The 25,543-nt window shown below is 72.2% G+C and carries 25 protein-coding genes; 6 read left to right on the top strand and 19 right to left on the bottom strand.

All coding sequences use genetic code 11. The features are described from left to right. Positions 1-29: 29 nt before the first annotated feature. Positions 30-728: a transglycosylase family protein gene (locus tag ACFYZA_RS24235; RefSeq protein WP_388492745.1), complete on the bottom strand. Its 699-nt coding sequence runs from the start codon at positions 726-728 to the stop codon at positions 30-32. Between the two features lie 505 nt (positions 729-1,233). Between ACFYZA_RS24235 and ACFYZA_RS24230 the strand changes: the two genes are divergently transcribed. Both ACFYZA_RS24230 and ACFYZA_RS24225 read left to right on the top strand, forming a co-directional pair. Then, positions 1,234-2,013: a hypothetical protein gene (locus ACFYZA_RS24230; RefSeq protein WP_382596704.1), complete on the top strand. Its 780-nt coding sequence runs from the start codon at positions 1,234-1,236 to the stop codon at positions 2,011-2,013. Positions 2,014-2,141: 128 nt separating this feature from the next. Then, positions 2,142-2,528, top strand: a complete 387-nt coding sequence (locus ACFYZA_RS24225; RefSeq protein WP_382596706.1) for a hypothetical protein — start codon at positions 2,142-2,144, stop codon at positions 2,526-2,528. A gap of 47 nt (positions 2,529-2,575) precedes the next feature. Here ACFYZA_RS24225 and der read toward each other — a convergent pair whose 3' ends face one another. From der to ACFYZA_RS24195, 6 genes are all read right to left on the bottom strand, one after another. Further along, on the bottom strand, positions 2,576-4,024 hold the full coding sequence (gene der / locus ACFYZA_RS24220; RefSeq protein ID WP_388492743.1) for a ribosome biogenesis GTPase Der: 1,449 nt from the start codon (positions 4,022-4,024) through the stop codon (positions 2,576-2,578). A 70-nt stretch (positions 4,025-4,094) separates the two neighbouring features. Next, positions 4,095-4,787 carry a lysophospholipid acyltransferase family protein gene (locus ACFYZA_RS24215; protein WP_388492741.1) on the bottom strand — a complete coding sequence of 231 codons (693 nt, stop codon included), beginning with the start codon at positions 4,785-4,787 and terminating at the stop codon, positions 4,095-4,097. Beyond that, a complete protein-coding gene (gene cmk / locus ACFYZA_RS24210) occupies positions 4,745-5,452 on the bottom strand; it encodes a (d)CMP kinase (protein ID WP_388492740.1) in 708 nt (235 codons plus the stop codon). The genes ACFYZA_RS24215 and cmk overlap by 43 nt, the downstream gene beginning before the upstream one ends. A gap of 100 nt (positions 5,453-5,552) precedes the next feature. Further along, positions 5,553-6,638, bottom strand: a complete 1,086-nt coding sequence (locus ACFYZA_RS24205) for a prephenate dehydrogenase (RefSeq protein WP_382596714.1) — start codon at positions 6,636-6,638, stop codon at positions 5,553-5,555. Beyond that, positions 6,635-6,997: a chorismate mutase gene (gene aroH, locus ACFYZA_RS24200; RefSeq protein WP_382596716.1), complete on the bottom strand. Its 363-nt coding sequence runs from the start codon at positions 6,995-6,997 to the stop codon at positions 6,635-6,637. Before aroH ends, ACFYZA_RS24205 begins: the two co-directional genes overlap by 4 nt. Positions 6,998-7,107: 110 nt before the next feature. Then, positions 7,108-7,557, bottom strand: a complete 450-nt coding sequence (locus ACFYZA_RS24195; RefSeq protein WP_382596718.1) for a YidB family protein — start codon at positions 7,555-7,557, stop codon at positions 7,108-7,110. A 129-nt stretch (positions 7,558-7,686) separates the two neighbouring features. On the opposite strand from ACFYZA_RS24195, the gene ACFYZA_RS24190 reads away from it, so the two are divergent. The 3 genes from ACFYZA_RS24190 to ACFYZA_RS24180 all read left to right on the top strand — a co-directional run bounded on the left by ACFYZA_RS24190 (position 7,687) and on the right by ACFYZA_RS24180 (position 9,468). Continuing rightward, entirely contained in the window at positions 7,687-8,022 is a 336-nt protein-coding gene (locus ACFYZA_RS24190) for a DUF952 domain-containing protein (RefSeq protein WP_382596720.1), read from the top strand. Positions 8,023-8,208: 186 nt separating this feature from the next. Beyond that, positions 8,209-8,709: a Rieske (2Fe-2S) protein gene (locus ACFYZA_RS24185; protein WP_388492738.1), complete on the top strand. Its 501-nt coding sequence runs from the start codon at positions 8,209-8,211 to the stop codon at positions 8,707-8,709. An 18-nt stretch (positions 8,710-8,727) separates the two neighbouring features. Further along, positions 8,728-9,468, top strand: a complete 741-nt coding sequence (locus tag ACFYZA_RS24180; RefSeq protein WP_388492736.1) for a DNA polymerase beta superfamily protein — start codon at positions 8,728-8,730, stop codon at positions 9,466-9,468. Here ACFYZA_RS24180 and ACFYZA_RS24175 read toward each other — a convergent pair. The 12 genes from ACFYZA_RS24175 to ACFYZA_RS24120 form a co-directional block, all read right to left on the bottom strand. Next, positions 9,397-10,149 (bottom strand): DNA polymerase beta superfamily protein, encoded by a 753-nt coding sequence (locus ACFYZA_RS24175; RefSeq protein ID WP_382596726.1) that lies wholly within the window; start codon positions 10,147-10,149, stop codon positions 9,397-9,399. The two genes, ACFYZA_RS24180 and ACFYZA_RS24175, sit on opposite strands and share 72 nt — an antisense overlap. A 3-nt stretch (positions 10,150-10,152) precedes the next feature. Next, the gene (locus ACFYZA_RS24170) at positions 10,153-11,166 is read right to left on the bottom strand and encodes an ADP-ribosylglycohydrolase family protein (RefSeq protein ID WP_382596728.1); all 1,014 of its coding nucleotides are present in this window, start codon (positions 11,164-11,166) and stop codon (positions 10,153-10,155) included. After that, positions 11,163-11,942: an NUDIX domain-containing protein gene (locus tag ACFYZA_RS24165; RefSeq protein ID WP_382596730.1), complete on the bottom strand. Its 780-nt coding sequence runs from the start codon at positions 11,940-11,942 to the stop codon at positions 11,163-11,165. The genes ACFYZA_RS24170 and ACFYZA_RS24165 overlap by 4 nt, the downstream gene beginning before the upstream one ends. A gap of 332 nt (positions 11,943-12,274) precedes the next feature. Then, entirely contained in the window at positions 12,275-13,438 is a 1,164-nt protein-coding gene (locus ACFYZA_RS24160; protein ID WP_388492733.1) for a pseudouridine synthase, read from the bottom strand. Beyond that, positions 13,438-14,070: an SMC-Scp complex subunit ScpB gene (gene scpB / locus ACFYZA_RS24155; RefSeq protein WP_382596734.1), complete on the bottom strand. Its 633-nt coding sequence runs from the start codon at positions 14,068-14,070 to the stop codon at positions 13,438-13,440. Before scpB ends, ACFYZA_RS24160 begins: the two co-directional genes overlap by 1 nt. Then, a complete protein-coding gene (locus ACFYZA_RS24150; RefSeq protein WP_388492731.1) occupies positions 14,067-15,146 on the bottom strand; it encodes a segregation and condensation protein A in 1,080 nt (359 codons plus the stop codon). The genes scpB and ACFYZA_RS24150 overlap by 4 nt, the downstream gene beginning before the upstream one ends. A 60-nt stretch (positions 15,147-15,206) precedes the next feature. Further along, positions 15,207-15,734 carry a hypothetical protein gene (locus ACFYZA_RS24145; RefSeq protein WP_388492730.1) on the bottom strand — a complete coding sequence of 176 codons (528 nt, stop codon included), beginning with the start codon at positions 15,732-15,734 and terminating at the stop codon, positions 15,207-15,209. Beyond that, positions 15,719-16,924 carry a ParA family protein gene (locus tag ACFYZA_RS24140; protein WP_382596740.1) on the bottom strand — a complete coding sequence of 402 codons (1,206 nt, stop codon included), beginning with the start codon at positions 16,922-16,924 and terminating at the stop codon, positions 15,719-15,721. The genes ACFYZA_RS24145 and ACFYZA_RS24140 overlap by 16 nt, the downstream gene beginning before the upstream one ends. A gap of 350 nt (positions 16,925-17,274) precedes the next feature. Further along, positions 17,275-18,390 carry an alanine dehydrogenase gene (gene ald, locus ACFYZA_RS24135; RefSeq protein WP_382596777.1) on the bottom strand — a complete coding sequence of 372 codons (1,116 nt, stop codon included), beginning with the start codon at positions 18,388-18,390 and terminating at the stop codon, positions 17,275-17,277. A gap of 163 nt (positions 18,391-18,553) precedes the next feature. Next, positions 18,554-20,581, bottom strand: coding sequence for a tetratricopeptide repeat protein (locus ACFYZA_RS24130; protein WP_388492729.1), 2,028 nt, complete (start codon positions 20,579-20,581; stop codon positions 18,554-18,556). Between the two features lie 198 nt (positions 20,582-20,779). Next, a complete protein-coding gene (locus tag ACFYZA_RS24125; protein WP_382596744.1) occupies positions 20,780-21,406 on the bottom strand; it encodes an NUDIX domain-containing protein in 627 nt (208 codons plus the stop codon). Between the two features lie 105 nt (positions 21,407-21,511). Next, positions 21,512-23,188 (bottom strand): CTP synthase, encoded by a 1,677-nt coding sequence (locus ACFYZA_RS24120; protein WP_382596779.1) that lies wholly within the window; start codon positions 23,186-23,188, stop codon positions 21,512-21,514. A gap of 424 nt (positions 23,189-23,612) precedes the next feature. Between ACFYZA_RS24120 and ACFYZA_RS24115 the strand changes: the two genes are divergently transcribed. Then, positions 23,613-25,418: a glycoside hydrolase family 15 protein gene (locus ACFYZA_RS24115; RefSeq protein WP_382596746.1), complete on the top strand. Its 1,806-nt coding sequence runs from the start codon at positions 23,613-23,615 to the stop codon at positions 25,416-25,418. The last annotated feature ends 125 nt before the right edge of the window (positions 25,419-25,543 follow it).

The raw sequence follows: 25,543 nt of genomic DNA, 5'->3' as shown, positions 1-25,543 counted from the left end.
GTCCGGGCGGCCGGACGGGGCTTCGGCCCTCAGACCTTCAGCCGCTGCCCGGGCAGGATGAGATCCGGGTCACCGCCGATGACGGCCCTGTTGGCCGCGTACAGCGCCTCCCACGCCGTGCCGTGGGCCGCCGCGACGGCGGAGAGCGTGTCCCCGCTCCTGACCGTGTAGGACCCGGCCGGAGCGGCGGGCGCGCTCGCGGCGCGGAGCGGGGCCACGGGCCGCTGCTCGGCCGCCTGCCGCTGGGGCTCGGGGGCCTTGTGCGGTTCCGGCGCCGCCTCGCGGGGGCGCTCCGCCTGACGGGGCCGCTCGGCCTGCTTCTTCGGCCGGGCCGGTGCCGCCGCTCCCGGGGCGCCGCCGGTCGCGCCCGCCCGGCGCGAGCAGACCGGCCAGGCTCCCCAGCCCTGTGCGTTCTGGACCTTGGTGGCGATGGCTATCTGCTCGGCCCTGCTGGCCCGGTCGGCGGTGGCCGCGTACGCCCCGCCGCCGTGCGCCCGCCAGGTCCCGGCGGCGAACTGAAGCCCGCCGTAGTAGCCGTTTCCGGTGTTGATGTGCCAGTTTCCGCCGCTCTCGCACTGGGCGATGCGGTCCCACACGCCGGCGTCGGCCGCGGCGGCCGGGCCGGTGGCGACGCCGAGCAGGGCGGCCGGGGCCGCGATCGCGGCGCCGATCAACGCTGCCGTGCCACGCCTGCGTACGGAGCTGGAACCACTGGTACCAACGGACATGAAATCCCTCTCGAAGGACCCGGGGTCCCCCTGGGCGGCCCGGCCCTCGGCGCGTCCTGCGCCGCGTTCCGTGCCGCCCCCGCCCACCGGAAGGTCGTAGCTGGCTGTGCGGCCGGCGGGCGTTCCCGGGCGGTGCTCGATGCACACGGGGCTGGAATCTAGGGACCCGCGGGCTCCGGCATCAACCAACGGCCCGTCCGGCAAGGCCAGTTGCCCGTTACCGGCAGTAGCGGCAATTTCCGGTCACCCACTGAATGGCAGGATTTCAGGATTTGTCGACCTGTCGGCCAAGCGATCTGTGAGCCAGTTCACCGCCCCAACTTCCATGTCCCCCACACGCGTTGACAGGGAGTGAGGGGTTCCGGGGGCGAATTCACCCTCCGCTGGGCGCGGTTCGATTCCGTCCGGCGCCGCGCGTGACTCCGGCCACAGATCGCCCGTTGTCGTTTGTACGAGAGAAGCCGGGAACCGCCCGGCGCATCCACTCAGTTCCTAGGAGCCACCCGTGCCGCGCATGCTCGACGTCAGTGAGGACGTCCGCGCCGAGATCGGCGACGAAGAAGCCGAGCGGCTGCTCGCCGGCGAGAACGCCCCGGGCAGCTACGACTGCACCTCCTGCCGCACGCCGGGCGACTCCGAGCAGGAGCGCACCAGCACCGTCCTGTTCGTCGGCGAGGAAACGGCCGTGCTCGCCTTCGCCCACGCCAGCTGCATCCCCTCCCAGGTCGTCCAGGTCGCCGAGGAGCAGCTCCAGGGCGCCGTACGCTCCATCACCGGCGAGGACCCGGTCGCGGTCGGCGGTTCGCCCGAGCAGGCCGTGCTCGGCATCACCAGCGGTCTGGTCCTGATCGAGGGCGATCTGCATCCGGCGCTCGTCGTCGAGCCGACCGGCCCGATCGCCCGGGCCGGCTCGGGCGGCAGCACCGACGAGTTCCTCCCGCTCCTCATCGAGCAGGGCTTCGTGCCGGTGACCGACATGGCCCGGCTGCCCGCGGTGCTGCCGGGCTGGTCCGTGCTGCTCGCCATGGGCCAGCTGCACGCGGTCCTGCAGCCCGGCACCGGCGGCGGCAGCAGCTCGGTGTCCTGGTGGCAGGCCCATCAGCCGCTCCAGGTGACGGAGGGCTGGCGCGCGGCCGCCAACAAGTCCCAGCGCGTCCTGGTCTTCGCGGCCCCGGTCGGCATGATCGGCCAGCAGCCGCGCGAGGACCTGCTCAGGGACGCCCTGGAGAAGGCCGCCGCCGACGGCCGGCTGGTCGCCGCGGCCATGCCGCTGGCCGGCACCTGAGGATGCCCGCGGACCCGCCCCGGCAGCTCCGGGGCGGGCGCGGGAAGGGGCGTGGGGCACCCGGCGGCGCGCAACCGATAAGCCGGAACGCCCCGCATCCCCGGCCCTACGGGGTCGTTGGCACATACGTGCACACATACGACTCCTCCCGCCAGCCGTACCAGTCCCAGATCCCCGCCATGCGTCCCTCGGGCGAGGCGTCGGGAGCCCAGTCCCCCACGCCGATCTACGACGCGCTGTACTCGGAGTACCTGCGGTCCTTCCGGGCCCTGCCCGGTGACCGGTCCGGCGAGGAGGACCTCGGCTTCACCGGGTTCGGCGTCATCGGCGGCTTCGGGACGGGGATGCACAGCGCCCGCACCGGCCACCAGACCGGCCATCAGACCCAGCACTTCCCGGCCACCTACGCCGGGAACTGGCATGTGCACCCCGCGATGAACGCGAACGGGCGGCAGTACGCCGGGCAGCACCAGCTCCCGGCGGCACTGCCGCCCGGCCCCCGCAGGGGGCTCTGACCTTCTCCCGCAAGGGAGTTACTCCCTTGCGGGCTCCCGTGGGGGAGTTACTTCTTACGCCCGCGCTTCTCGCGCACCCGCACCGAGATGTGGATCGGGGTGCCGTCGAAGCCGAACTCCTCGCGCAGCCGGCGCTCGATGAAGCGCCGGTAGCCGGCCTCGATGAAGCCGGAGGCGAACAGGACGAACCGCGGCGGCTTGGTGCCCGCCTGCGTGCCGAACAGGATGCGCGGCTGCTTTCCGCCGCGGATCGGGTGCGGGTGACCGGCCACGAGCTCGCCGAGGAAGGCGTTGAGGCGACCGGTGGGGACCCGGGTCTCCCAGCCCGCGAGCGCCGTCTCGATCGCCGGGACCAGCTTCTCCATGTGGCGGCCGGTCAGCGCGGAGACGTTGACCCGGGGCGCCCAGGCGACCTGCTGCATCTCGGTCTCGATCTCGCGCTCCAGGTAGTAGCGCCGCTCCTCGTCGAGGGTGTCCCACTTGTTGTACGCGATGACCAGCGCGCGCCCGGCGTCGACGGCCATCGTGATGATGCGCTGGTCCTGCACCGAGATGGACTCGCTGGTGTCGATGAGGACGACCGCGACCTCCGCCTTCTCGACGGCGGCGGCGGTACGCAGCGAGGCGTAGTAGTCGGCGCCCTCCTGGAGGTGGACGCGGCGGCGGATGCCGGCCGTGTCGACGAACTTCCAGGTGATTCCGCCGAGTTCGATGAGCTCGTCGACCGGGTCGCGGGTGGTGCCGGACTGGGCGTTGACGACGACCCGGTCCTCCTTGGCGACCTGGTTCAGGAGCGAGGACTTGCCCACGTTCGGGCGCCCGATGAGGGCGATGCGGCGGGGGCCGCCCACCGAGGTGCCGAAGCGCTGCGGCGGGGCCTCGGGCAGGGCCTTGAGGATCTCGTCGAGCAGGTCGCCGGTGCCGCGGCCGTGCAGCGCCGAGATCGGGAAGGGCTCGCCGAGGCCGAGCGACCACAGGGCGGCGGCGTCGGACTCGCCGGACATGCCGTCGACCTTGTTGGCGGCGAGCACGACGGGCTTGCCGGCCCGGCGCAGCAGCCTGACGACGGCCTCGTCGGTGTCGGTGGCGCCCACGGTGGCGTCGACGACGAAGACCACGGCGTCGGCGGCCTCGATGGCGTACTCGGCCTGGGCGGCGACGGAGGCGTCGAGGCCCAGGACGTCCTGCTCCCAGCCGCCGGTGTCGACGACCTTGAAGCGGCGGCCCGCCCACTCGGCCTCGTAGGTGACGCGGTCGCGGGTGACGCCGGGCTTGTCCTGGACCACGGCCTCGCGGCGGCCGATGATGCGGTTCACCAGGGTCGACTTGCCGACGTTGGGGCGGCCGACGACGGCGAGGGCCGGCAGCGGGCCGTGGCCGGCTTCGCCGAGGGCCTCCTCGACGTCCTCGACGTCGAAGCCCTCTTCGGCGGCGAGCTCCATGAACTCCGCGTACTCGGCGTCGCCGAGCGCTCCGTGTTCGTGCTGGTCGTTCATGAAGTCCGTACCTCGTTCATCGTGGTGATCGGTGGACCGCGATCGAGCGGTCCACTACTGAAAGTCTGGCCTAGCGCCCGGTCAGGCGCCTGGCGGTGTCCAGGTGGCCGGTGAGCCGGTCCTGGATGCGGACGGTGGCCTCGTCCAGGGCTTTGCGGGTGCGTCTGCCGCTGCCGTCGCCCGCTTCGAAGGGGTCCCCGAAGACCACGTCCACGCGGCTGCGCAGCGGCGGCAGCCCCTTTATCAACCGGCCGCGGCGCTCGGTGCTTCCCAGTACCGCCACCGGCACGATGGGCGCGCCCGACCGCACGGCGAAGTAGGCGAGGCCGGCCCGCAGCGAGGCGAAGTCGCCGTCGCCGCGCGTGCCCTCGGGGAAGATCCCGAGGACGCCGCCCCCTTCGAGCACGGCGAGCGCGTCGGTGATCGCGGTGCGGTCGGCGACCGACCGGTCCACCTTGAGCTGGCCGATGCCTTCGAGGAAGGACCCGAGCGGCCCGACGAAGGCTTCCTTCTTGATCAGGAAGTGGGTGCCGCGCGGGGCGGTGCCCATCACCATGGGGCCGTCGATGTTGTGCGAGTGGTTGACGGCGAGGATCACCGGGCCGCCCGCCGGGACCCGCCAGGATCCCAGCACGCGCGGCCGCCACAGGCCGTACATCAGGCCGACACCGATCCGGCGTCCGATCTCCGCGCCCCGCTCCGCGACAGGTACTGCTGCTGTCACTTGGCGGCCCGCTTCTCCTCGATGAGGGTGACCACGCACTCGATGACCTGGTCCAGGGTGAGCTCGGTGGTGTCCACCTCGACCGCGTCGTCCGCCTTGGCCAGCGGGGAGGTCTTGCGGCCGGAGTCCGCCGCGTCCCGCTTGACCAGGGCTTCCCTGGTGGCCGCCACGTCGGCGCCCTTGAGCTCGCCGCTGCGGCGGGCCGCCCGCGCCTCGGGGGACGCGGTGAGGAACACCTTCACGTCGGCGTCGGGCAGCACGGTGGTGCCGATGTCACGGCCCTCGACCACGATGCCCTGCCCGGCGGCCGCCGCGATGTCGCGCTGGAGCTGGGTGATCAGGGCCCGCACCTCGGGCACCGCGCTGACCGCGCTGACCTTGGAGGTGACCTCCTGGGTGCGGATCGGTCCCGAGGCGTCCTCGCCGTCGACCGTGATGGTCGGCGCCGAGGGGTCGGTGCCGGAGACGATCACGGGCTTGGCGGCCGCGACGGCGATCTCCGCCGGGTCGTCGATGTCGATCCCGTTGCCGATCATCCACCAGGTGATCGCCCGGTACTGGGCGCCGGTGTCCAGGTAGCTCAGGCCCAGCTTGGCGGCGACGGCCTTGGAGGTGCTGGACTTGCCGGTGCCGGAGGGGCCGTCGATGGCGACAATCACTGCTGCCGGAGCGGTCCGGGCGGCGCTTTCCACGGTGACGGACACCTTCCTGGTACGGGGCGGGGATGCTCGGGGCGCAAATCCGCCCCCCACAAGGTTACTGGCTCGTGCGAGCCCCCCGTCCCGCCCGGTCGGGACGACCGCGTCACTGCCTGATCGACCAGCCCCGCTCCCGCAGCGCCGCGGTGAGACCCGGGGCCGCGGCCGGCTCGACCATCAGCTGGACCAGGCCCGCCTGCTGGCCGGTGGCGTGCTCGATGCGGACGTCCTCGATGTTGACCCCGGCCCGGCCCGCGTCCGCGAACAGCCGCGCGAGGCCGCCCGGCTCGTCGCTGAGCAGCACGGCGACGATCTCGTACGTGGCGGGCGCGGTCCCGTGCTTGCCGGGCACCCTGACCCGGCCGGCGTTGCCGCGCCGCAGCACGTCCTCGATGCCGAGGGCGCCGCCGCGCCGCTTGTCCTCGTCGGCGGACTCGAGGGAGCGCAGTGCGCGCACGGTCTCGTCGAGGTCGGCGGCGATCCCGGACAGGACGTCGGCGACCGGGCCCGGGTTGGCGGAGAGGATCTCCACCCACATCCCCGGGTCGGAGGCCGCGATGCGGGTGACGTCGCGGATGCCCTGACCGCACAGCCGGACCGCCGTCTCGTCGGCCTCTTCGAGGCGGGCGGCGACCATGGAGGAGACCAGCTGCGGGGTGTGCGAGACGAGCGCGACGGCCCGGTCGTGGGCGTCGGCGTCCATGACGACCGGCACGGCCCGGCACAGCGCGACCAGTTCGAGCGCCAGGTTGAGCACCTCGGTGTCGGTGTCCCGGGTCGGCGTGAGCACCCAGGGCCGGCCCTCGAAGAGGTCGGCCGTGGCGGCCAGCGGGCCCGAGCGCTCCTTGCCCGCCATGGGGTGCGTGCCGATGTAGGAGCTCAGGTCGCAGCCGAGCGCGAGCAGCTCGCGGCGCGGGCCGCCCTTGACGCTGGCCACGTCGATGTACGCGCGGGCGATCCCGCCCCGGATCGCCTCGGCCAGGGTCGCGGCCACGTGCGCGGGCGGCACGGCGACGACGGCGAGGTCGACCCGGCCCTCGGGTGCCTCGTCGGTGCCGGCGCCGAGCGCGGCGGCGGTGCGGGCCTGGCCCGGGTCGTGGTCGACGAGGTGGACGGTGATCCCCCGGCCGGCGAGGGCCAGGGCCGCGGAGGTGCCGATGAGTCCGGTACCGATGACGAGGGCGGTTCTCACTGGGCGATGTCCTTGCGGAGTGCGGCGGCGGAGCCGAGGTAGACATGGGCGATCTCGGAACGGTCGAGATAGGTCTCGACGTGCGCGAGGATCCGCACCACCCGGGGCATGGCCCCGGTTATGTCGAGCTCCTGCGCGCAGATCAGGGGTACGTCGGTGATGCCGAGGCCCCGCGCGGCGGCGGCCGGGAAGTCGCTGTGCAGATCGGGGGTGGCGGTGAACCAGATGCTGATGAGGTCGTCCGGCGTCAGGCCGTTGCGCTCCAGGATCTCGGTGAGCAGCGACCCGACCTGCTCGTCCATGTGCCCGGCCTCGTCCCGCTCCAGCTGGACTGCCCCACGGACCGCTCGTACCGCCACGACGTGCTCCTAGCCTCGGTCTTCGTTCCCGTTCAGCGTAGTCAGCGCCGCCGGTGGACGTACGCGGCGGCCGACCTCCGGACGAGGACGGCCGCCGCGTGCGGTGCTCGTTACAGGTTCTGCTGCTTGATCAGGTCCTCCAGCGAGGTGCCCGCCTGCGGCAGCTGCCCGCCCGGGGTCAGCTTGTCGACGGCCTGCGGCAGGTGCTGCGCGATCTGGTCGGCGGCCTCCTCGGGGGAGACGCCGGCCTGCTGGGCGGCCTGCTGGAGCGCTTCGTCGGGCAGTGCCTCGGCGATCTGGGCGCCGCTCACCGGCTGGTTGTCGCCGTTGCCGACCCAGGACTTGGCCTGGTCGACGAGTCCGGACTTGGTGAGCATGTCCATGAGGCCGCCGAGCGGGTTGCCGCCGTTCTGGCCGCCTCCGGCTCCCGCGGCTCCGCCGCCGCCGAGGGCGCCGAGCAGCGCGCCGAGGATGTTCCCGGCGCCGCCGGAGGAGGATGCTCCGCCGCCGCTGCCGCCGAGGAGGCCGCCCAGAAGGCTGCCCAGGTCATTTCCCGCCATTGTCGTGCCTTTCGGATGGAGGGTACGCAGGAGAACAGGGCCAATCTCACCCGGCCGGGGCACCTGCGCCACCTGGGCGAACCGCCGCCGCCCGCCGCGTCCGGCCCGGGCCCGGTGTAGAACCGACGGATGATCCTGCATGTGGTTCCCCTGGTCGAGTGGTCGGCCGGGCCCGGCCTCCCCTACCGTCCGCCCTCGCTCGCCGCCGAGGGCTTCGTGCACTGCTCGGCCGACGAGGCCTCGGCCCTGGCCGTCGCCGATGCCCGCTACCGCGCCGTTCCCGGCCCGCTCGTGGTCCTGTGCGTCGAGGAGTCGGCGCTGGCCGCCGAGGTCCGCTGGGAGGGCCCGGGGGATGTGCTGTTCCCCCATGTGTACGGGCCCATCGAGCGGGCGGCCGTGACGGCGGTCCTGGAAGTGCGCCGGGACGCCGAGGGCCGCGCGCTGGGTCTCGCGCCCCGAACCTGACGCGTCCCTGGCCCGAAGCGCCCCGGCCGTGGCCCGGCGCGGGGGACATGCGACCCGCCGGTGCTTCGTCCCGGGCCCCTTCGGCGCCAGGATGCTCCTGCCGCGCGCCGTCCGGGCGCCCGGTGCGACGACTTCACGTGCGGGACGGTTCCGCGTCCGGCGTGACGACGATCTGAGGAGCACACGGTGGACGCAGTCAACAGCCGCAGGACGGTACTCGTGGCGGCGGCGGGGGCGGCGGCCCTCGCCGGGTGCTCCAACTCCGGTGACAGCGGCGGGAGTTCGACCCCGGCCTCCAGCGCGTCGACCCCCGGCGCGCCGAGCGGCAGCGCGTCCGCCGCGCCGGGCGAGTCCAGCCCTCCCGCGGCCTCCGGCCAGTCCAGCGCGCCCGCGCGGGCAGGACAGGTCCTCGCCAAGGTCTCGGACATCCCGGTGGGCGGCGGCAAGGTGTTCGCGGAGCAGAAGGTCGTCGTCACCCAGCCGACGGCGGGCACCTTCAAGGGCTTCTCGGCGATCTGCACCCACCAGGGCTGCACGGTCTCCACCGTCGCGGACGGCACCATCGACTGCCCCTGCCACGGCAGCAAGTACCGGATCGCGGACGCCTCGGTGGCGCACGGGCCGGCCACGCGTCCGCTGCCCGCCCGGCAGATCACCGTCGATAAGGATTCGATCCGGCTGCCCTGACCAGCCACAATGACCGCCATGACGCCCGAGGAGCTGATCGCCGACCACACCGTGTACTCCTGTGTCATGGGCTCGCGCGCCTTCGGGCTCGCGACCGAGGGCAGCGACACCGACGTACGCGGGATCTACCTCGCGCCGACCGCGCTGTTCTGGCGGTTCGAGAAGCCCCCGACCCACATCGAGGGGCCGGCCGACGAGCAGTTCAGCTGGGAGCTGGAGCGGTTCTGCGAGCTGGCCCTGCGCGCCAACCCGAACATCCTGGAGTGCCTGCACTCCCCGCTGGTCGAGCACCTCGACGACACCGGGCGTGAACTCCTCTCCCTGCGCGGGGCGTTCCTCTCCCGCCGGGCCCACGAGACGTTCGCGCGTTACGCGCTCGGCCAGCGCAAGAAGCTCGACGCCGATGTCCGGCAGCACGGGGCGCCCCGCTGGAAGCACGCGATGCATCTGCTGCGGCTGCTGATGAGCTGCCGCGATCTGCTGCGCACCGGGGTGCTCACCATCGACGTCGGCGCCGAGCGCGAGCGGCTGCTCGCGGTCAAGCGCGGCGAGGTGCCCTGGACCCGGGTGGAGTCCTGGATGGCCGGCCTCGCCGCCGCGTCCGACGAGGCGGCCGCCGCCTCTCCCCTGCCGGCCGAACCGGACGGGGCCCGGGTCGCGGACTTCCTGTTCCGGGTGCGCCGGGCGTCAGCCCTGGAGGCGGACGCGTACGACGAAGTCGTGCAGCGCGTCGTGCCCGGCGGCGGTTTCGGGCAGTAGCGAGGCGGCCTGCGCCTCGTCCAGAACGGCGTGCAGCGCCTCGATGTCCTCGGCGAGGCGCTCGCGGCCCGGTCCGCTCGCGGCGCCGTGCTCGGCCTCCGCCTTGGCGGCGATCAGCTCGGGCAGATAGCCGGGGGCGGCCACCTCGCCGACGAGGGCCGTCAGGTCGGCCTGCACCCGGCCGCTGCGCATGAGGTGGATCCCGGTGAGCAGCACCCTGAACGCGTAGAGCAGCGGCTTGAGTTCACCGGTCCTCTCGAACAGCCGCCACTGCGTGGTGGCGAACCCCCGGTAGTGGTGGGCGTGGTGCGAGGTCAGCACCGAGGGTGCCAGCGCCACGAGTTCGGCGTGCGCGTCCGTCGTGTGCACGACCAGCGGCGAGAGCAGCTGCTCCAGTACGTAACCGTTGCGGCGCAGCATCAGGCGGACGAACTTGCGCAGATCGTGCGTGACGAGGTCCATCTCCACGCCGTCCTCGAACCACATCCGCGTCCGCGTCTCCTCCGGTTCGCGCAGCCCCACCAGGGCCTCGGCCGGCAGGACGTGGACGCCGCGCAGGTCGACGTCGGAGTCCCGGGAGGGGAAGCCGTACAGATGGGCGCCCGAGACCGTGGCGAACAGCAGCGGGTCGGGCTGTTCGGCTATCACGGGCGCGAGGTCGGCGGTTCGGAGGTCGATCATGGCTCAAGCATCCCAGAGCGCCCCCAGGGTCAGGAGTTCGCTGCGGTACTCGATGCGCTCGGCCCACTCCTTGGGCCAGGCCGCGGCCCCCAGGTGGGCGCCCGCGAAGGCGCCGGCCAGGCAGGCGATGGAGTCCGAGTCGCCCTGGGTGCAGGCGGCCCGGCGCAGCGCGGTGAGCGGCTCGTCGGGGAAGAGCAGGAAGCACAACAGAGCGGTGGCGAAGGCCTCTTCGGCGATCCAGCCGTCGCCGGTATCCAGGCACGGGTCGGTCTCCGGCGAGGGGTCGCGCAGCGCCTTGAGCACCCGGTCGAGGGCGTCGAGGCAGTCGTCCCAGCCGCGCGCGATGAAGTGGCCGGGCGTCGGGTCCTGCGAGTGCGTCCACAGGTCACCGAGCCAGCGGTCGTGGTAGCGGCTGCGGTTCTCGTACGCGTACGAGCGCAGCTGGCCGACCAGGCCCGTCGGGTCGGCGCCCTGGGCGAGCAGGAAGACCGCGCGCGCGGTGAGGTCGGAGGCGGCCAGCGCGGTGGGGTGGCCGTGGGTGAGCGCGGACTGCAACTGGGCGGCGCCCGCGCGCTGTTCCTCGCTCAGGCCCGGCACCAGGCCGACGGGCGCGACCCGCATGTTGGCACCGCACCCCTTGGAGCCGAGCTGGCTCGCCTGCTGCCAGGGCAGCCCGCTGTCCAACTGGGCGCAGGCCACCAGGCAGGTGCGGCCGGGTGCCCGGTTGTTCTCGGGCGAGTGGTACCAGTCGATGAACTCGGCGCGGACCGGCCCTTCGAGCCGGTCCGGGCCGAGCAGCCCGCGGTCCATCGCGGTGCGGATGCCCCGGCCGAGCGCGAGCGTCATCTGGGTGTCGTCGGTGACGATCGCGGGGTCCGGCAGCGCCATCTCGCGCCACGGCCCGCACTTGGCGAGGATCGCGGGCACGTCGTTGAACTCGGTGGGGAAGCCGAGGGCGTCCCCCAGCGCGAGGCCGACCAGGGCGCCGGTCGCCGTCTGTTTCGCGGCACGGTTCATGTCTGTCGTCCCTCCGGGCGCAGAAGGGGCGGATGCAGCGCGGTGGCCGGACCCGCCCGGTGGAGCGCGGCCGGTTTGCCCCGGCCGCCGGTCAGCCGCGAGGCACCTGTCACCTGCTCGACGAAGCCGGGCGTGGCAAGCACCTTGCGGCGGAAGTTGGGGCGGTCGAGGACGGTGCCCCAGACCGTCTCGTACACCTGCTGGAGCTCGCCGAGGGTGAACTCGGGCGGGCAGAACGACGTGGCGAGGCAGGTGTACTCGAGCTTGGCGCCGATGCGTTCACGGGCGTCGGCGAGGATCTCGGCGTGGTCGAAGGCGAGCTGCCCGTAGCTGCCGAAGGCGACCCACTCGGCGTGCGCCGCGTCGCCGCCGCCGTGCGGTTCGGGCAGGTCGGGCACGAGCGCGGTGTACGCCACCGACACGACCCGCATCCTGGGGTCGCGGTCCGGCTCGCTGTAGGTGCGCAGCTGTTCCAGGTGGAGCCGGGCCACCAGGTCGTCGGGCAGGCCGGTCTCCTCGGCCAGTTCGCGCCGGGCCGCGAGCTCGGTGGACTCGCGCGGCAGCACGAACCCGCCGGGCAGCGCCCACGCCCCCGCGTACGGGTCCTGGCCGCGCCGGATGAGCAGGGCGTGCAGGACGCCCTCGCGCACGGTGAAGACGGCCAGGTCGACGGTGACGGCGAACGGCTCGAAGGCGTGCGGGTCGTACCCCTCGGGCACCTGGCCCCGGGGCCCCCGGGCTCCCCCCTCCTGAGCCCGGGGGCCGGCCGCGGTCATCGTCGCCCCGCGGGCCGCGCCGGGCCGGCGCCGGGACCTGGTCCACCCCCGTGGGCCCAGGTCCGCCTGCCGTGCCCGGCGACGCCGAATGTCTCGGTCCAGGTGAGGCTCACGCCGTACCCCCCTTAATGGTCACTGTGACTATAAAGGCGTCCTGGGCGGGCGCACAAGGCTTCGGACGCACGAGGCTTCGGGCCCGCGCATGTCCGCGTGTACGCGGCCTCGCGTGCATGCGGCCTCGCGTATGCGTGGCCACCCGTGCACGCGCACGAAAGAGCCCGGCTCCCCCGCGAACGGGGAAACCGGGCTCTTCTCGCGACTGCCCGGGGTGCCTAGAGGTCGACCTCGCGCATCAGCATGCCGACCTCGGTGTTGGTGAGGCGGCGCAGCCAGCCGGACTTCTGGTCGCCGAGCCCGATCGGGCCGAACGCGACGCGGACCAGCTTCTCGACCGGGAAGCCGGCCTCGGCCATCATGCGGCGCACGATGTGCTTGCGGCCCTCGTGCAGCTCGATCTCGACGAGGTAGTTCTTGCCGGTCTGCTGGACGACCCGGAAGGCGTCGGCCCGCGCGTAGCCGTCCTCCAGCTGGATGCCCTCCTTGAGCCGCTTGCCGATCTCGCGCGGCAGCGGGCCCGTGATGGCGGCCAGATAGGTCTTCTTCACGCCGTACTTGGGGTGCGTCAGACGGTGGGCCAGCTCACCGTGGTTGGTGAGCAGGATGATGCCCTCGGTCTCCGTGTCGAGCCGGCCGACGTGGAAGAGCCGGGTCTCGCGGTTGGTGACGTAGTCACCGAGGCACTGGCGCCCGTCCGGGTCCTCCATGGTGGAGACGACACCGGCGGGCTTGTTCAGCGCGAAGAACAGGTACGACTGGGTGGCGACGGTCAGGCCGTCCACCTTGATCTCGTCCTTCTCGGGGTCGACGCGCTTGCCCTGCTCGAGCACGATCTCGCCGTTGACCTCGACACGGGCCTGCTCGATCAGCTCCTCGCAGGCGCGGCGCGAGCCCATGCCGGCCCGGGCGAGGACCTTCTGCAGCCGCTCGCCCTCCTGCTCGGCGCCCGGGAAGGTCTTGGGGGTCTTCACGTCCGGCTTGTCCGCGTACCGGTCGCGGTTGCGCTGCTCGATCTTGGCGTCGAGCTCGCGCGGGCGGGCCTGGCCCAGGCGCTGGCCGTGCGGGCCGCGGCGCACCGGGGTGCCGCCCTGCGGCGACTTGGGTCCGCCCTTGGCGCCGCCGCGCGCGGAGGCACCGCGACCGCTGCGAGGGGCGTCGTTGCCCACGTCGTAGGTGCGCTCCTCGGGGCGCAGCGGGCGCGGCTTGCCGCTGCCGCTCTGGCGCGGGCCGCCGCCCTGGCGCTGGCCGTCGCGACCGCCACCGGCACCCCGGTTGCCGCCTCGGCCACCGCCGCCGCCACTGCTGCCGCGGCCGCCGCTGTTGCCACCACGGCTCCCGCCGTTGTTTCCGCTGCTGTTGTTGCCGCTGCTGCTTCGCATCACATTTCCGTCTTGTCGTCCGCATGGGTATCCGGAGCGTCAGGCGCGTCCGGATCGAACGACGGAACACCCTCCAGCGTCTCGGCCTCGATCGCGTCCGCCTCGGGGAGGAAGGGCGCGAGCTCCGGGAGCTCGTCCAGGCCGCGCAGGCCCATCCGCTCCAGAAAGTAGTTCGTCGTCCTGTACAGGATCGCACCTGTTTCGGGTTCCGTGCCCGCCTCGTCGACCAGACCCCGCTGGAGCAGGGTCCGCATGACCCCGTCGCAGTTCACTCCGCGCACCGCGGAGACCCTCGACCGGCTCACCGGCTGGCGGTACGCGACGACCGCCAGGGTCTCCAGGGCCGCCTGGGTGAGCCGGGCGTGCTGGCCGTCCAGGACGAAGCCCTCGACGGCGTCCGCGTAGGCGGCCCGGCTGTAGAACCGCCAGCCGCCCGCCACGAGCCTCAGCTCGAAGCCGCGGCCCTGGACGGTGTACTCGTCGGCCAGCTCCCGCAGGGCGTCCGCCACGGCCCGTCTGGGCCGCTCCAGGACCTTGGCGAGGTGCTCCTCGGTGGCGGGCTCGTCGACGACCATGAGGACGGCTTCCAGGGCCGGCTTCAGCTCCAGTTCCTCACGCGGGCCCTCGCTCACGCCTTCTCCTCCGTCACGACTCGGTCGAACTCGTCGGTCACCGTCGGCACGCCGTCGCCCTCGCCCCCGCTCCAGCGCACCCTCAGCTCCCCCAGCGCCTCGTCCTGGTCCAGGACGACGGCCTTCTCGCGGTACAGCTCCAGGAGGGCCAGGAACCGGGCCACCACGGTGAGGGTGTCCGGGGCGTCCTCGGCGAGCACCTGGAAGCTGACCTCGCCCGCCTCCCGCAGCCGGGCCACCACGATGTCGGCCTGCTCCCGCACCGAGACGAGCGGGGCGTGGATGTGGTCGACGTACACCTGCGGCTCGGCCCTCGGCTGCATGGCCTTGACGGCCAGCTTCGCGAAGCCCTCGGCGCCGATGCTGATGACGACCTCGGGAAGCAGCTCGGCGAGGTGCGCCTCCAGGCCGACGGTACGCGGATACCGGCGCGCCTCGGTGTCGAGCCGCTCGCTGAAGATGTCCGCGATCCGCTTGTACGCCCGGTACTGGAGCAGCCGCGCGAACAGCAGGTCCCGGGCCTCCAGGAGGGCGAGGTCCGCCTCGTCCTCCACCTCGGCGACGGGCAGCAGCCGGGCCGCCTTGAGATCGAGCAGGGTGGCCGCGACGACGAGGAACTCGGTGGTCTGGTCCAGATCCCAGTCCGCCCCCATGCCCCTGATGTGCGCCATGAACTCATCGGTCACCTTGGAGAGGGCGACCTCGGTGACGTCCATCTTGTGCTTGGAGATCAGCTGGAGGAGCAGATCGAACGGCCCCTCGAAGTTGGCGAGCCGAACGGTGAACCGCCCGTCACCGGGCTCGGGGCCGCTGCCGGCCGCGCGCTCGGTACCGGCTTCGCGCTCGGCGTCGGGCTCGGGCTCGGCTTCGGCTTCGGCTTCGGCGAGCACCAACTCGTCGTCGGCGGAAGCCGATTCAGCCCCGGCCGGCGAGAAGTCAGCCCCTCCGGCGTCTGAGGAGCGGGGGTCCGGGGGCGCTGTGCTCATTGGCGGCTCCGCCGCGGCCCCCGGCCCCCGCCCCAGCGCACGCCGCACCCCACGCGCGGCGGAAACGTCGGGCTCGTCAGCAGTCGGCAAGGGTGGTCCAGGGGAGGGAATGGCGGGCGGGGCGAGGAGGGCTCCGCCGCAGGCTAACGGCTACCGCCCCCGAAGACGCCGTACGAGAATGCTCGCGTCGCCCCGCGATTCCAGGTCGGCGAGGACGACGGCCACCGCCTCGCGGACGATCCGCCCGCGGTCGACCGCGAGCCCGTGCTCCCCGCGCAGGACCAGGCGAGCGTGCTCCAGGTCCATCAGCTCCTCGGCGGAGACGTAGACCGTGATCTTCTCGTCGTGCCGCTCCCGCCCGCTGGGCCGCCGGTTGGCGGCCCGCTGGCGGCGCCGCTGCTGCGCGGTGCCGGAGCCGCCCTGCGCGGGCGTACGCCGGGCCTTGCCGGCCTCCGCCTCCGCGGCGCCCCGGCTGCGCGGCTCGCCGGAGCCGGAGTCCTCGTCCGCGGCGGTGTGCTCCGCCTCGGCGGGCTCGGCGACGGGGTCGCTCTCGCCCGCCGGGGACGGCACCCGCGCCTCGCCGTTGGTCCCCCGCCTCGGGGCGGACGGCGAGAGCGCCATCCCCCCGGTCGTACGGAACAGCTCGTCGGCCCCGGGCAGACTCACTCGGCGTGACACCGGGCGAGCACCTCCCTGGCGAGCTGACGGTAGGCGGCCGCGCCGACGGAGTTGGAGGCGTACGTCGTGATCGGCTCACCGGCGACCGTGGTCTCCGGGAAGCGCACGGTCCGGCCGATGACCGTGTGGTAGACGTGGTCGTCGAAGGCCTCGACCACACGGGCCAGGACCTCACGGCTGTGCACCGTGCGGGAGTCGTACATCGTGGCGAGGATGCCGTCCAACTCCAGGTCGGGGTTGAGGCGTTCCTGCACCTTCTCGATCGTCTCGGTGAGCAGCGCGACGCCGCGCAGCGCGAAGAACTCGCACTCGAGCGGCACGATCACCTTGTGAGCCGCCGTCAGGGCGTTCACGGTGAGCAGGCCGAGCGAGGGCTGACAGTCGATCACGATGTAGTCGTAGTCCTGCATCAGCGGCTTGAGCGCCCGCTGGAGCGTGGACTCGCGCGCGACCTCGCTCACCAACTGCACCTCGGCGGCGGACAGGTCGATGTTGCTCGGCAGCAGGTCCATGTTGGGGACCGCGGTCTTGAGCAGCACCTCGTCGGCCGACATGCCCCGCTCCATGAGCAGGTTGTAGACGGTGAGGTCGAGTTCCATCGGGTTCACGCCGAGGCCGACCGACAGGGCTCCCTGCGGGTCGAAGTCGACGAGCAGCACGCGCCGTCCGTACTCCGCGAGCGCGGCACCCAGGTTGATGGTCGACGTCGTCTTGCCCACGCCGCCCTTCTGGTTGCACATCGCGATGATCTTCGCGGGACCGTGGTCGGTCAGCGGACCCGGGATCGGGAAGTACGGCAGCGGCCGTCCGGTCGGACCGATCCGCTCGCGGCGCTGGCGGGCGGCGTCGGGTGCGAGGGTGGCCGCGTACTCGGGGTCGGGCTCGTACTCGGCGTCGGGGTCGTAGAAGTGCCCCTGGGGCACTTCGTCAAAGTCGGCGAGAGCGGCGGTGTCCCGGCCGCTCTCGTTGCCGGCCGTGGCGTTCACGTGTAGGCCGTCCATCATCCGTGGGGCTGTCGTCATGTGCTGGGTGGGGACCATCCCCGCGTGGGCGGGGAGCGGAGTGGTTTCGAAGGTGCGGACCGCGACGGAGCCGACAGCCTCGGGCCCCGAAGGGCTCTGGCCCCGTACGGACGTCCCCGCAGGGAATCCAGACTGACCACCTCCGGGAGTAAATGTCGACTCATTCACAAGTCGTCTTACCTCCTTGGACGTGACCAGGAAACTTTATCGATAGGTCAGCGTGGCACCATGCCGACGGTTGGCGACTCTATGGCGTGTCACCGGTCCGCAGCAACACAATCCGCCGGACCCGGCCCGATGTGTCGGCAACCGAACACCCCTCTGTCAAGGGCGTACGGGCACTCAGGCACACGTTTCACCAGTGCGCGAAACGGTTAAAGAGTTACGTTCGAGGCGAGTTGAGCAAGCCCGGCACAGGCGGGCGGAAGTGTCGTGACACACATCCGGCCGGACCTTGGTCGACAAGGTCCGGCCGGATGTACGAGGTTGACGGTCCGGGTTGACGAACCGGCTTTTGACTAGCCGATGAGCGTGTGCAGCTCGACCTGCTCCAGGCCGTGCGCCTCGGCGACGGGACCGTAAACCACCTGGCCGTCATGGGTGTTGAGGCCCAGCGCGAGGGCGGCGTCGCGGCGCAGCGCCTCGGCCCAGCCGTTGTTCGCCAGCGACACGATGTAGGGCAGCGTGGCGTTGGTGAGTGCGTAGGTGGAGGTGTTCGGCACCGCGCCCGGCATGTTGGCGACGCAGTAGAAGACCGAGTTGTGGACCATGAAGGTCGGCTCGGCGTGGGTGGTCGGACGCGAGTCCTCGAAGCAGCCGCCCTGGTCGATCGCAATGTCGACAAGAACACTTCCGGGCTTCATCTTGGCGACGAGCTCGTTGGTGACCAGCTTCGGGGCCTTGGCTCCGGGGATGAGCACCGCGCCGATGACGAGGTCGGCCTCGATGACGGCCTTCTCCAGCTCGAAGGCGTTGGAGACGATCGTCTGCACCTTGGTGCCGAAGACCTTGTCGGCCTCGCGGAGCTTGTTGATGTCCTTGTCGAGCAGGGTCACGTGGAAGCCCATGCCGACGGCGATCTGCGCCGCGTTCCAGCCGGAGACGCCGCCGCCGATGACGACCGCCTTGCCGGCGTGGGTGCCGGGGACGCCGCCGGGCAGCACGCCGCGGCCGCCGGCCGAGCGCATCAGGTGGTAGGCGCCGACCTGCGGGGCGAGCCGGCCCGCGACCTCGGACATCGGGGCGAGCAGCGGCAGCTGGCGGTTGGCGGTCTCGACCGTCTCGTACGCGATCGCGGTGGTGCCGGACTCCAGGAGGGCGTCCGTGCACTCGCGGGAGGCGGCGAGGTGCAGGTAGGTGAAGAGCGTCTGGTCCTTGCGGAGGCGGTGGTACTCCTCCGCGATCGGCTCCTTGACCTTGAGCAGCAGGTCGGCGGTGGCCCAGACCTCGTCGGCGCTGCCGAGGATCTCGGCGCCGGCGGAGACGTACTCGGCGTCCGTGATCGACGAGCCGACGCCGGCGTTCTGCTCGACGAAGACCTGGTGGCCGTGGCGCACCAGCTCGTGCACGCCGGCGGGGGTGATGGCCACCCGGAACTCGTTGTTCTTGACCTCGCGGGGGATACCGACCTTCACGTCGATCACGGTCCTTGGCTCAGGGAAAAAGGGGGGCAATGCCATACATACCCGGAAGCACGACGGCACACCGGGAGGTACCGCAGGACGTTGCGGCAGAGCCAGTCTAATGAAGGTTTTCTCGCTGTCTACCCTTACAAAGCTTCAATCTTTGGCTGAAGCGCTACGGATTTCGCAGGCCCCCCGGCGCTGCAGCCTCATCTTCCAGAAGCCGGTCGGCCGTCGCGCGGTGCAATCGCGCCGCCGCGGGGTCGCCGAGCCGGTCCAGGGTGTCGGCCAGCCTGAGCTGGAGCGCGGCCTGGAGTCGCAGATCACCGGCGGTGCGGGCCAGCTCGACGGCCTCGCGGCAGGTGCGCAGCGACTCCTCGGGCCGCCCCGCGTACTCCTGGACCCGGGCCGCCTCGCTCAACGCCCTTGCCTGGCTTGGGAGATCACCCAGGCGCCGGTATCCGGCCACCGCGGCCCGCCAGCAGCGCAGCGCCTCGCCGTAGCGGCCCGCGTAGGTGTGCACGGTGGCGAGCCGGCCGTACAGCCGGGCCTCGTCGGCGCGCTCGCCGCGCGCGAGCCGCTGGGACAGCGCGCGCCCGTACCAGTCGGAGGCCCGGTGCCAGTCCCCCAGCTCCTGGTGGGCGCCGCCTACGGATTCCATCGCGCGGCCCGTCGCGTACGGGTCGTTCGCGGCCCGCCCGGCGTCCAGGGCGAGCCGGTAGCGGGCCAGCGCCTCGGCCGTGCGCCCGTTCCCGGCGTCCAGGTCGCCCAGGTTGAGCAGGGCCGCGGCCTTCTCGCGGTGCAGCTCGCGGCGCTCGGCGACGTCAAGGACCAGCTGGTGCAGGCCGTACAGCTCGGGGGCCGCGGCCTCGGCGCCGCGGTGCGCGGCCAGCGCGCGGACCAGCGCGGCCACCAGGCGCCGGGCCAGGGTGTCGAGCTCGCCGTCCCGCACCGCGAGCCGGGCGGCGGCGAGCAGCGCCGGCTGGCGGGTGTCGAGCCAGGCGGCGGCGACGGCGGCGCTGGGGAAGCGCAGGGCGCGCGGCAGCCCGGCGAGCTTCTTGCGGGCGGCCGAGCCCTCCGGCTCGGTGACCGCGCGGCAGGACTGGAGCAGCCGGACCGTCCGCTCCAGCATCCGGGCGCGGGCCAGCTGCACCTCGCCGGGCCGGTCGACCCGCTCGCAGAGCGCGCGCAGCAGCGGCGCGAGAGCGCCGGGCACCCGGTACTGCTCGGGCACGCCCGGGTCGCGCCGCAGCAGGCCGTACGTCACGAAGTCGGCAAGGGCCGTCTGGGCGCCCGAGACCGAGCAGCCGGCGAGCGCGGAGGCGGTGTGCGCGTCGGCGACCCCGGCGGGGGCGAGCGCAAGCAGTCGCAGTATCCGCGCGGCCGGCTGCGAGAGGGACTCGTACACGAGCCGGAAGGAACGCGCCAACGGCCTTGTGGCGTCCGGGACTTCGTCCCCGTCGTCCGCCATCGCACGCAGTCGCTTGGCCACGTCGGCGACGGCGGCCTTGGGGCGGGCCGCGAGCCAGCCGCCGACCAGGACGAGGGCCGCGGGCTGTCCGCCGCAGACCTCGACGAGCGTCTCGGCGGCGCGCGGGTCGACCGTGACGCGCACCGAGCCGGTGTAGCCCTCCAGGAGTTCGACGGCCGACTTCACGTCGAGTCCGCCGAGGGTGCACGGGCGCACGTCGGGGATCCCGGTGAGCGGTCCCTGCGCGGTCGCCACGATCAGGCACCGGGAGGTGTCGGGAAGGAGCGGGCCGACCTGTTCGGCGTCGGCCGCGTCGTCGAGCAGCACGATCGCCCGGCGTCCGGCGAGCGCCTCGCGGACCAGCTGGGTGAGCTCGCCCTCGCCCGCCCCGGGCGGCGCCGGGACCTCCAGGGCGTCGAGCAGGTCCCGGGCGACCCGGGCGACCGGGACCGGGGCGCCGCCGGGTTCGGTGAGCGTGGCGCGCAGCACCCCGTCGGGGTAGTCGGCGGCCACCCGCCGGGCCAGTTCGGCGGCGAGCGCGGAGCGTCCCGATCCGGGCCGGCCCGCGATCAGCAGAACCCTGGCCCGGGGCGACTTCTTTCCTGACAGTGTGTCAAGTCCGGCCCGTTCGATGTCGGCCCGGAGTTCCTTCAACTCCCGCTGTCTGCCCAGGAATTGGTCCACGCACTGCCCGGCGGCAGCGCCACCCACGTCCACCGCCTGATCCGTCACGGGCCACGCTCCGTCCGCCTGAGCACCTGGAGACCGTGCGGGTCTCCGCACGGGCAGTCCGAGCGTAGTTCACGCTTCGTGACCGTTTGGGCGGAGCGCGGCGGAGATGTCGCCCGATCGGATCAGCGGATTTTCAGATCGGACGGGATCGGGTGCGATCAAACATGACCGGCGGCACGGGCCACGGCACGGCTCGGCTCACGCCTCGAAGGGCCGGGCCGGCCAGGGCGCGTCGGCCGGACGCAGCGCGTCCACGCCGTCGCCCCGCAGCACGGCCGAGAGGGCGAGCGCGCCGACCACCAGGCAGGTGTTGTGCAGCTCCCCCGCGAGCGCGCCGCGTACGAGTTCGTCGAGCGGGATCCGGGCCAGCTCCATGTCGGCCTCCTCCTCGGAGACCTCGAAGCGCTCGCCGTCCGCCTCGGACAGACCGCGCGCCAGGAAGATCCGTACGGCTTCGTCGCTGCCGCCGGGCGAGGTGTACACATCGGTCAGGACGTGCCACTGCTCGGCCTTGACGTGCGCCTCCTCGTACAGCTCGCGCTGGGCGGCGTGCAGCGGATTCTCGCCGGGCACGTCCAGGAGCCCGGCCGGGATCTCCCAGAGCTTGTGGCGCACCGGGTGGCGGTACTGGCGCAGCACCAGGACCCGGCCCTCGTCGTCCAGGGCGCAGATCGCCACCGAGCCGGGGTGGACCTGGTAGTCGCGCTGGTGCACCGAGCCGTCGGGCATCACGACGTCGTCGGTGCGGACGCTGGTCTTGTGGCCGGTGAAGGGGGTGGCACTCGCCACGACCTGCCAGTGTTCGGCGGTGTCCTCGATGGCCATGTCGGCGTCCTCCCACAGTGCGCGCGCAAAAACAGAAACCGGGGTACGGGCCCTGGTGAGGACCCCGTACCCCGGCAACGTTAACTCGCGCGGGACCGCACGCGACTACTTGACGGGCTTGCCCGTCTTGCGCTCGACGGCGGCCTTGACCAGGCCCGCGAAGAGCGGGTGCGGGCGCGTCGGACGCGAGCGGAGCTCCGGGTGCGCCTGCGTGGCGACCAGGTAGGGGTGCACCTCGCGCGGGTACTCGACGTACTCGACGAGCTTGTTGTCCGGGGAGGTGCCCGAGAAGACGAGGCCCGCCTTCTTCTCCAGCTCCGCGCGGTAGGTGTTGTTCACCTCGTAGCGGTGGCGGTGGCGCTCCTCGACGTAGGGCTGGTCGTCGTAGACCTCACGCACGATCGAGCCCTCGGCGAGCTTCGCCGGGTACAGGCCCAGGCGCATCGTGCCGCCCAGGTCGCCCGCGCCCTCGACGTAGGCCAGCTGCTCCTCCATCGTCGAGATGACGGGGTGGGCGGTGGCGGCGTCGAACTCGGTGGAGTTGGCGTCCGGGATGCCGGCCAGGTTGCGCGCCGCCTCGATGACGATGCACTGCAGGCCCAGGCAGATGCCGAGCAGCGGCACCTTGTTCTCGCGGGCGTACTGGATCGCGCCGATCTTGCCGTTCACACCGCGGTCGCCGAAGCCGCCGGGGACCAGGATCGCGTCCACGTCGCCGAGGTTCTTCTTGGCGCCCGCCGGGGTCTTGCAGTCGTCCGAGGTGACCCACTTGACCTTGACGCGGGCCTTGTTGGCGAAGCCGCCGGCCCGCATGGCCTCGGTGATCGAGAGGTAGGCGTCGGGCAGGTCGATGTACTTGCCGACCAGCGCGACGGTGACCTCGTGCAGCGGGTTGTGGACCCGGTCGAGCAGGTCGTCCCACTGCGTCCAGTCCACATCGCGGAACGGCAGGTCCAGCTTGCGGACGACGTAGGCGTCCAGGCCCTCGGTGTGCAGCACCTTGGGGATGTCGTAGATCGACTTGGCGTCGATGGCGGCGACCACGGCCGCCTCGTCGACGTCGCACATCAGCGAGATCTTGCGCTTGATGGACAGCGGCACCTCGCGGTCGGCGCGCAGCACGATCGCGTCGGGCTGGATGCCGATGTTGCGCAGGGCGGCGACCGAGTGCTGGGTCGGCTTGGTCTTCAGCTCGCCCGAGGGGCCGATGTAGGGCAGCAGCGAGATGTGCACCACGAAGACGTTGTCGCGGCCCACCTCGTGGCGGACCTGGCGGACCGTCTCCAGGAACGGCAGCGACTCGATGTCGCCGACCGTGCCGCCGACCTCCGTGATGACGACGTCGACGTCGTCGGTCGCCATCCGGCGGATGCGGTGCTTGATCTCGTTGGTGATGTGCGGGATGACCTGGACCGTGTCGCCGAGGTACTCGCCGCGCCGCTCCTTGGCGATGACCTGCGAGTAGACCTGGCCGGTCGTCACGTTGGCGGAACCGTCGAGGTCCACGTCGAGGAAGCGCTCGTAGTGGCCGATGTCGAGGTCCGTCTCGGCGCCGTCGTTGGTGACGAACACCTCGCCGTGCTGGAACGGGTTCATCGTGCCGGGGTCGACGTTCAGGTACGGGTCGAGCTTCTGCATCGTGACCCGCAGGCCGCGGGCCTTGAGGAGCGCACCCAGGCTGGAGGCAGTCAGACCCTTGCCGAGGGAAGAGGCGACACCCCCGGTGACGAAGATGTGCTTGGTCGTCGTGGCTGCGCTGTTTCGCAAAGCCGTGGGCTGCATGGCCAAGAGGGGGCTCCCGTGGTCGCTGTCTGGAGTGCGTACCGGTCACCCTGTGTGGATCTTGTGCGAGATTACGCGAGATTCAGAGGGTGCCGTCGCTGCGGTTCGGGGCTTTTTTCAGCACCCGGCCACGGGCTACCAGGGTATCAGCGACAGCGGGAGACCGCGTCCGGCCACGCTCTGTATGCCGCTGGTCAGCCCTGAGTACGAGCCTCACTCGTTCGGCCCAGCGGCGTTCGAGGAAGGCTTAAGCGGATCACTAAGGTGCGTCGTATCCTGCTCGGACACTCGCTTGCCGAGCCACCTGGTAGCACGGCACCACCCAGCCCGTCACCCGGAACATGCGCTCGTTGGCGAACCCTTGACCGCTGTCGCTGTAAGCGCCCCCAGGGGGCGGACGTGGCCGTTCGACTGGAGATTGCACGTGGCCGGGCGCATCGAGGATTACGCACTCATCGGAGACATGCAGACCGCGGCACTGGTCTGCCGGGACGGCACGGCGGACTGGCTCTGCCTGCCCCGCTTCGACTCGCACGCCGTCTTCGCCGGACTGCTCGGCACCGAGGAACACGGTTTCTGGCGGGTCGGACCGGCACACGGTACCGACGACCCGCCCCCGGCGGCCGACCGCCGTCGCTACCGGGGCGACTCGCTCATCCTGGAATCGGAGTGGGACACCCCGCGCGGCACGGTCCGAGTGACCGATTTCATGCCGCCGCGTGACGGCGCCCCGCAGCTGATCCGCATCGTGGAGGGCGTCACCGGCCGGGTGCCGATGCGCTCCATGCTGCGCATGCGGTTCAGTTACGGCCGGATCACCCCCTGGGTGCACAAGGTCGACGCGCGCACGGTGGCCGTCGCGGGCCCCGACTCGGTCTGGCTGGACACCGAGGCGGAGACGTACGGCAAGAACCTCACGACGTACTCCGACTTCACCGTCTCGCCCGGCGAGCGGGTCGCGTTCACCATCAGCTGGCAGCCCTCTCACCAGAAGCCGCCGGCCCTTCCGGAGCCCGAGGCGTCCCTGGAGGCGACCGAGGACTTCTGGCGGGAGTGGGTGGACCACTGCACCTACCACGGGCCCTACCGCGAGGCCGTGGTCCGCTCCCTGATCACCCTCAAGGCGCTCACCTACGCGCCGACCGGCGGCATCGTCGCCGCCCCCACGATGTCGCTGCCCGAGCACATCGGCGGCGAGCGCAACTGGGACTACCGCTACACCTGGCTGCGGGACGCGGCGATCACGCTGTCCTCGCTGCTGCGCACCGGCTACCGCGAGGAGGCCCGCGCCTGGCGCGAGTGGCTGCTGCGCTCGGTGGCCGGCGACCCGGAGAACCTCCAGATCATGTACGGGATCGCCGGCGAGCGCGAGCTCGGCGAGACCGAGCTGGACTGGCTGCCCGGGTACGAGAACTCGACCCCGGTACGGGCCGGCAACGGCGCGGCCCACCAGCTCCAGCTCGACGTGTACGGCGAGGTCACCGAGGCGCTGCACCTGGCGCACATGACGGGCCTGGCCCGCAACGACTACGCGTCCCTGCTCCAGCTGAAGCTGATCCGCTACCTGGAGAGCCACTGGGACCAGCCGGACGAGGGCATCTGGGAGGTGCGCGGCCCGCGCCGCCACTTCGTGCACTCCAAGGTGATGGCCTGGGTGGCCGTGGACCGCACGATCAAGCTCATCGAGTCCGGCGACGCGGACGGCCCGCTCGACAAGTGGCGCGAGCTGCGCGACGACATCCACCGGGACGTCTGCGAGAAGGGCTACGACAAGGAACGCAACACCTTCACACAGTCCTACGGCTCGCAGGAGCTGGACGCGTCCTTGCTGCTCATCCCGCAGATGGGCTTCCTGCCGCCGGACGACAAGCGCGTGATCGGCACCATCGAGGCGATCCAGCGCGAGCTGTCCACGCCGGACGGGTTCATCCTGCGCTACCCGACGACGGGCGGCGACGACGACAACCTGGACGGGCTCCTCGGCGAGGAGGGGGCCTTCCTGGCCTGCTCGTTCTGGATGGCGGACGACCTCGCGATGATCGGCCGGGTCGACGAGGCCCGCAAGCTCTTCGAGAAGCTGCTCGCCCTGCGCAACGACCTGGGTCTGCTCGCCGAGGAGTGGGACCCGCACCTCCAGCGCCAGGTCGGCAACTTCCCGCAGGCCTTCAGCCACGTCCCGCTGATCGACACCGCCCTGCGGCTGACCGCGTCCGGCGCGTACGGCGGCTGACGGTCCGGCCCGGCCGCCCCGCGTGACGTATGCCACAAGGGGCGGATCCCGGGACGTAACCGCAGGTAGCGTCCGCCGCAAGCGGTGTCGTCCCGGGGTCGGGCCCCGGGTCCCGCAGGACGAGA

Source organism: Streptomyces sp. NPDC001828 (assembly GCF_042892175.1).
Classification (GTDB): domain Bacteria; phylum Actinomycetota; class Actinomycetes; order Streptomycetales; family Streptomycetaceae; genus Streptomyces.
This window is presented reverse-complemented; position numbering and strand designations above follow the sequence as displayed.

Excerpts from the sequence above, each read along its gene's own strand:
- ACFYZA_RS24235 (WP_388492745.1), bottom strand. The coding sequence starts at position 728 with ATGTCCGTTGGTACCAGTGGTTCCAGCTCCGTACGCAGGCGTGGCACG.
- der (WP_388492743.1), bottom strand. The coding sequence starts at position 4,024 with ATGAACGACCAGCACGAACACGGAGCGCTCGGCGACGCCGAGTACGCG.
- ACFYZA_RS24195 (WP_382596718.1), bottom strand. The coding sequence starts at position 7,557 with ATGGCGGGAAATGACCTGGGCAGCCTTCTGGGCGGCCTCCTCGGCGGC.
- ACFYZA_RS24190 (WP_382596720.1), top strand. The coding sequence starts at position 7,687 with ATGATCCTGCATGTGGTTCCCCTGGTCGAGTGGTCGGCCGGGCCCGGC.
- ACFYZA_RS24180 (WP_388492736.1), top strand. The coding sequence starts at position 8,728 with ATGACGCCCGAGGAGCTGATCGCCGACCACACCGTGTACTCCTGTGTC.
- ACFYZA_RS24175 (WP_382596726.1), bottom strand. The coding sequence starts at position 10,149 with ATGATCGACCTCCGAACCGCCGACCTCGCGCCCGTGATAGCCGAACAG.
- ACFYZA_RS24170 (WP_382596728.1), bottom strand. The coding sequence starts at position 11,166 with ATGAACCGTGCCGCGAAACAGACGGCGACCGGCGCCCTGGTCGGCCTC.
- ACFYZA_RS24165 (WP_382596730.1), bottom strand. The coding sequence starts at position 11,942 with ATGACCGCGGCCGGCCCCCGGGCTCAGGAGGGGGGAGCCCGGGGGCCC.
- ACFYZA_RS24160 (WP_388492733.1), bottom strand. The coding sequence starts at position 13,438 with ATGCGAAGCAGCAGCGGCAACAACAGCAGCGGAAACAACGGCGGGAGC.
- ACFYZA_RS24125 (WP_382596744.1), bottom strand. The coding sequence starts at position 21,406 with ATGGCCATCGAGGACACCGCCGAACACTGGCAGGTCGTGGCGAGTGCC.
- ACFYZA_RS24120 (WP_382596779.1), bottom strand. The coding sequence starts at position 23,188 with ATGCAGCCCACGGCTTTGCGAAACAGCGCAGCCACGACGACCAAGCAC.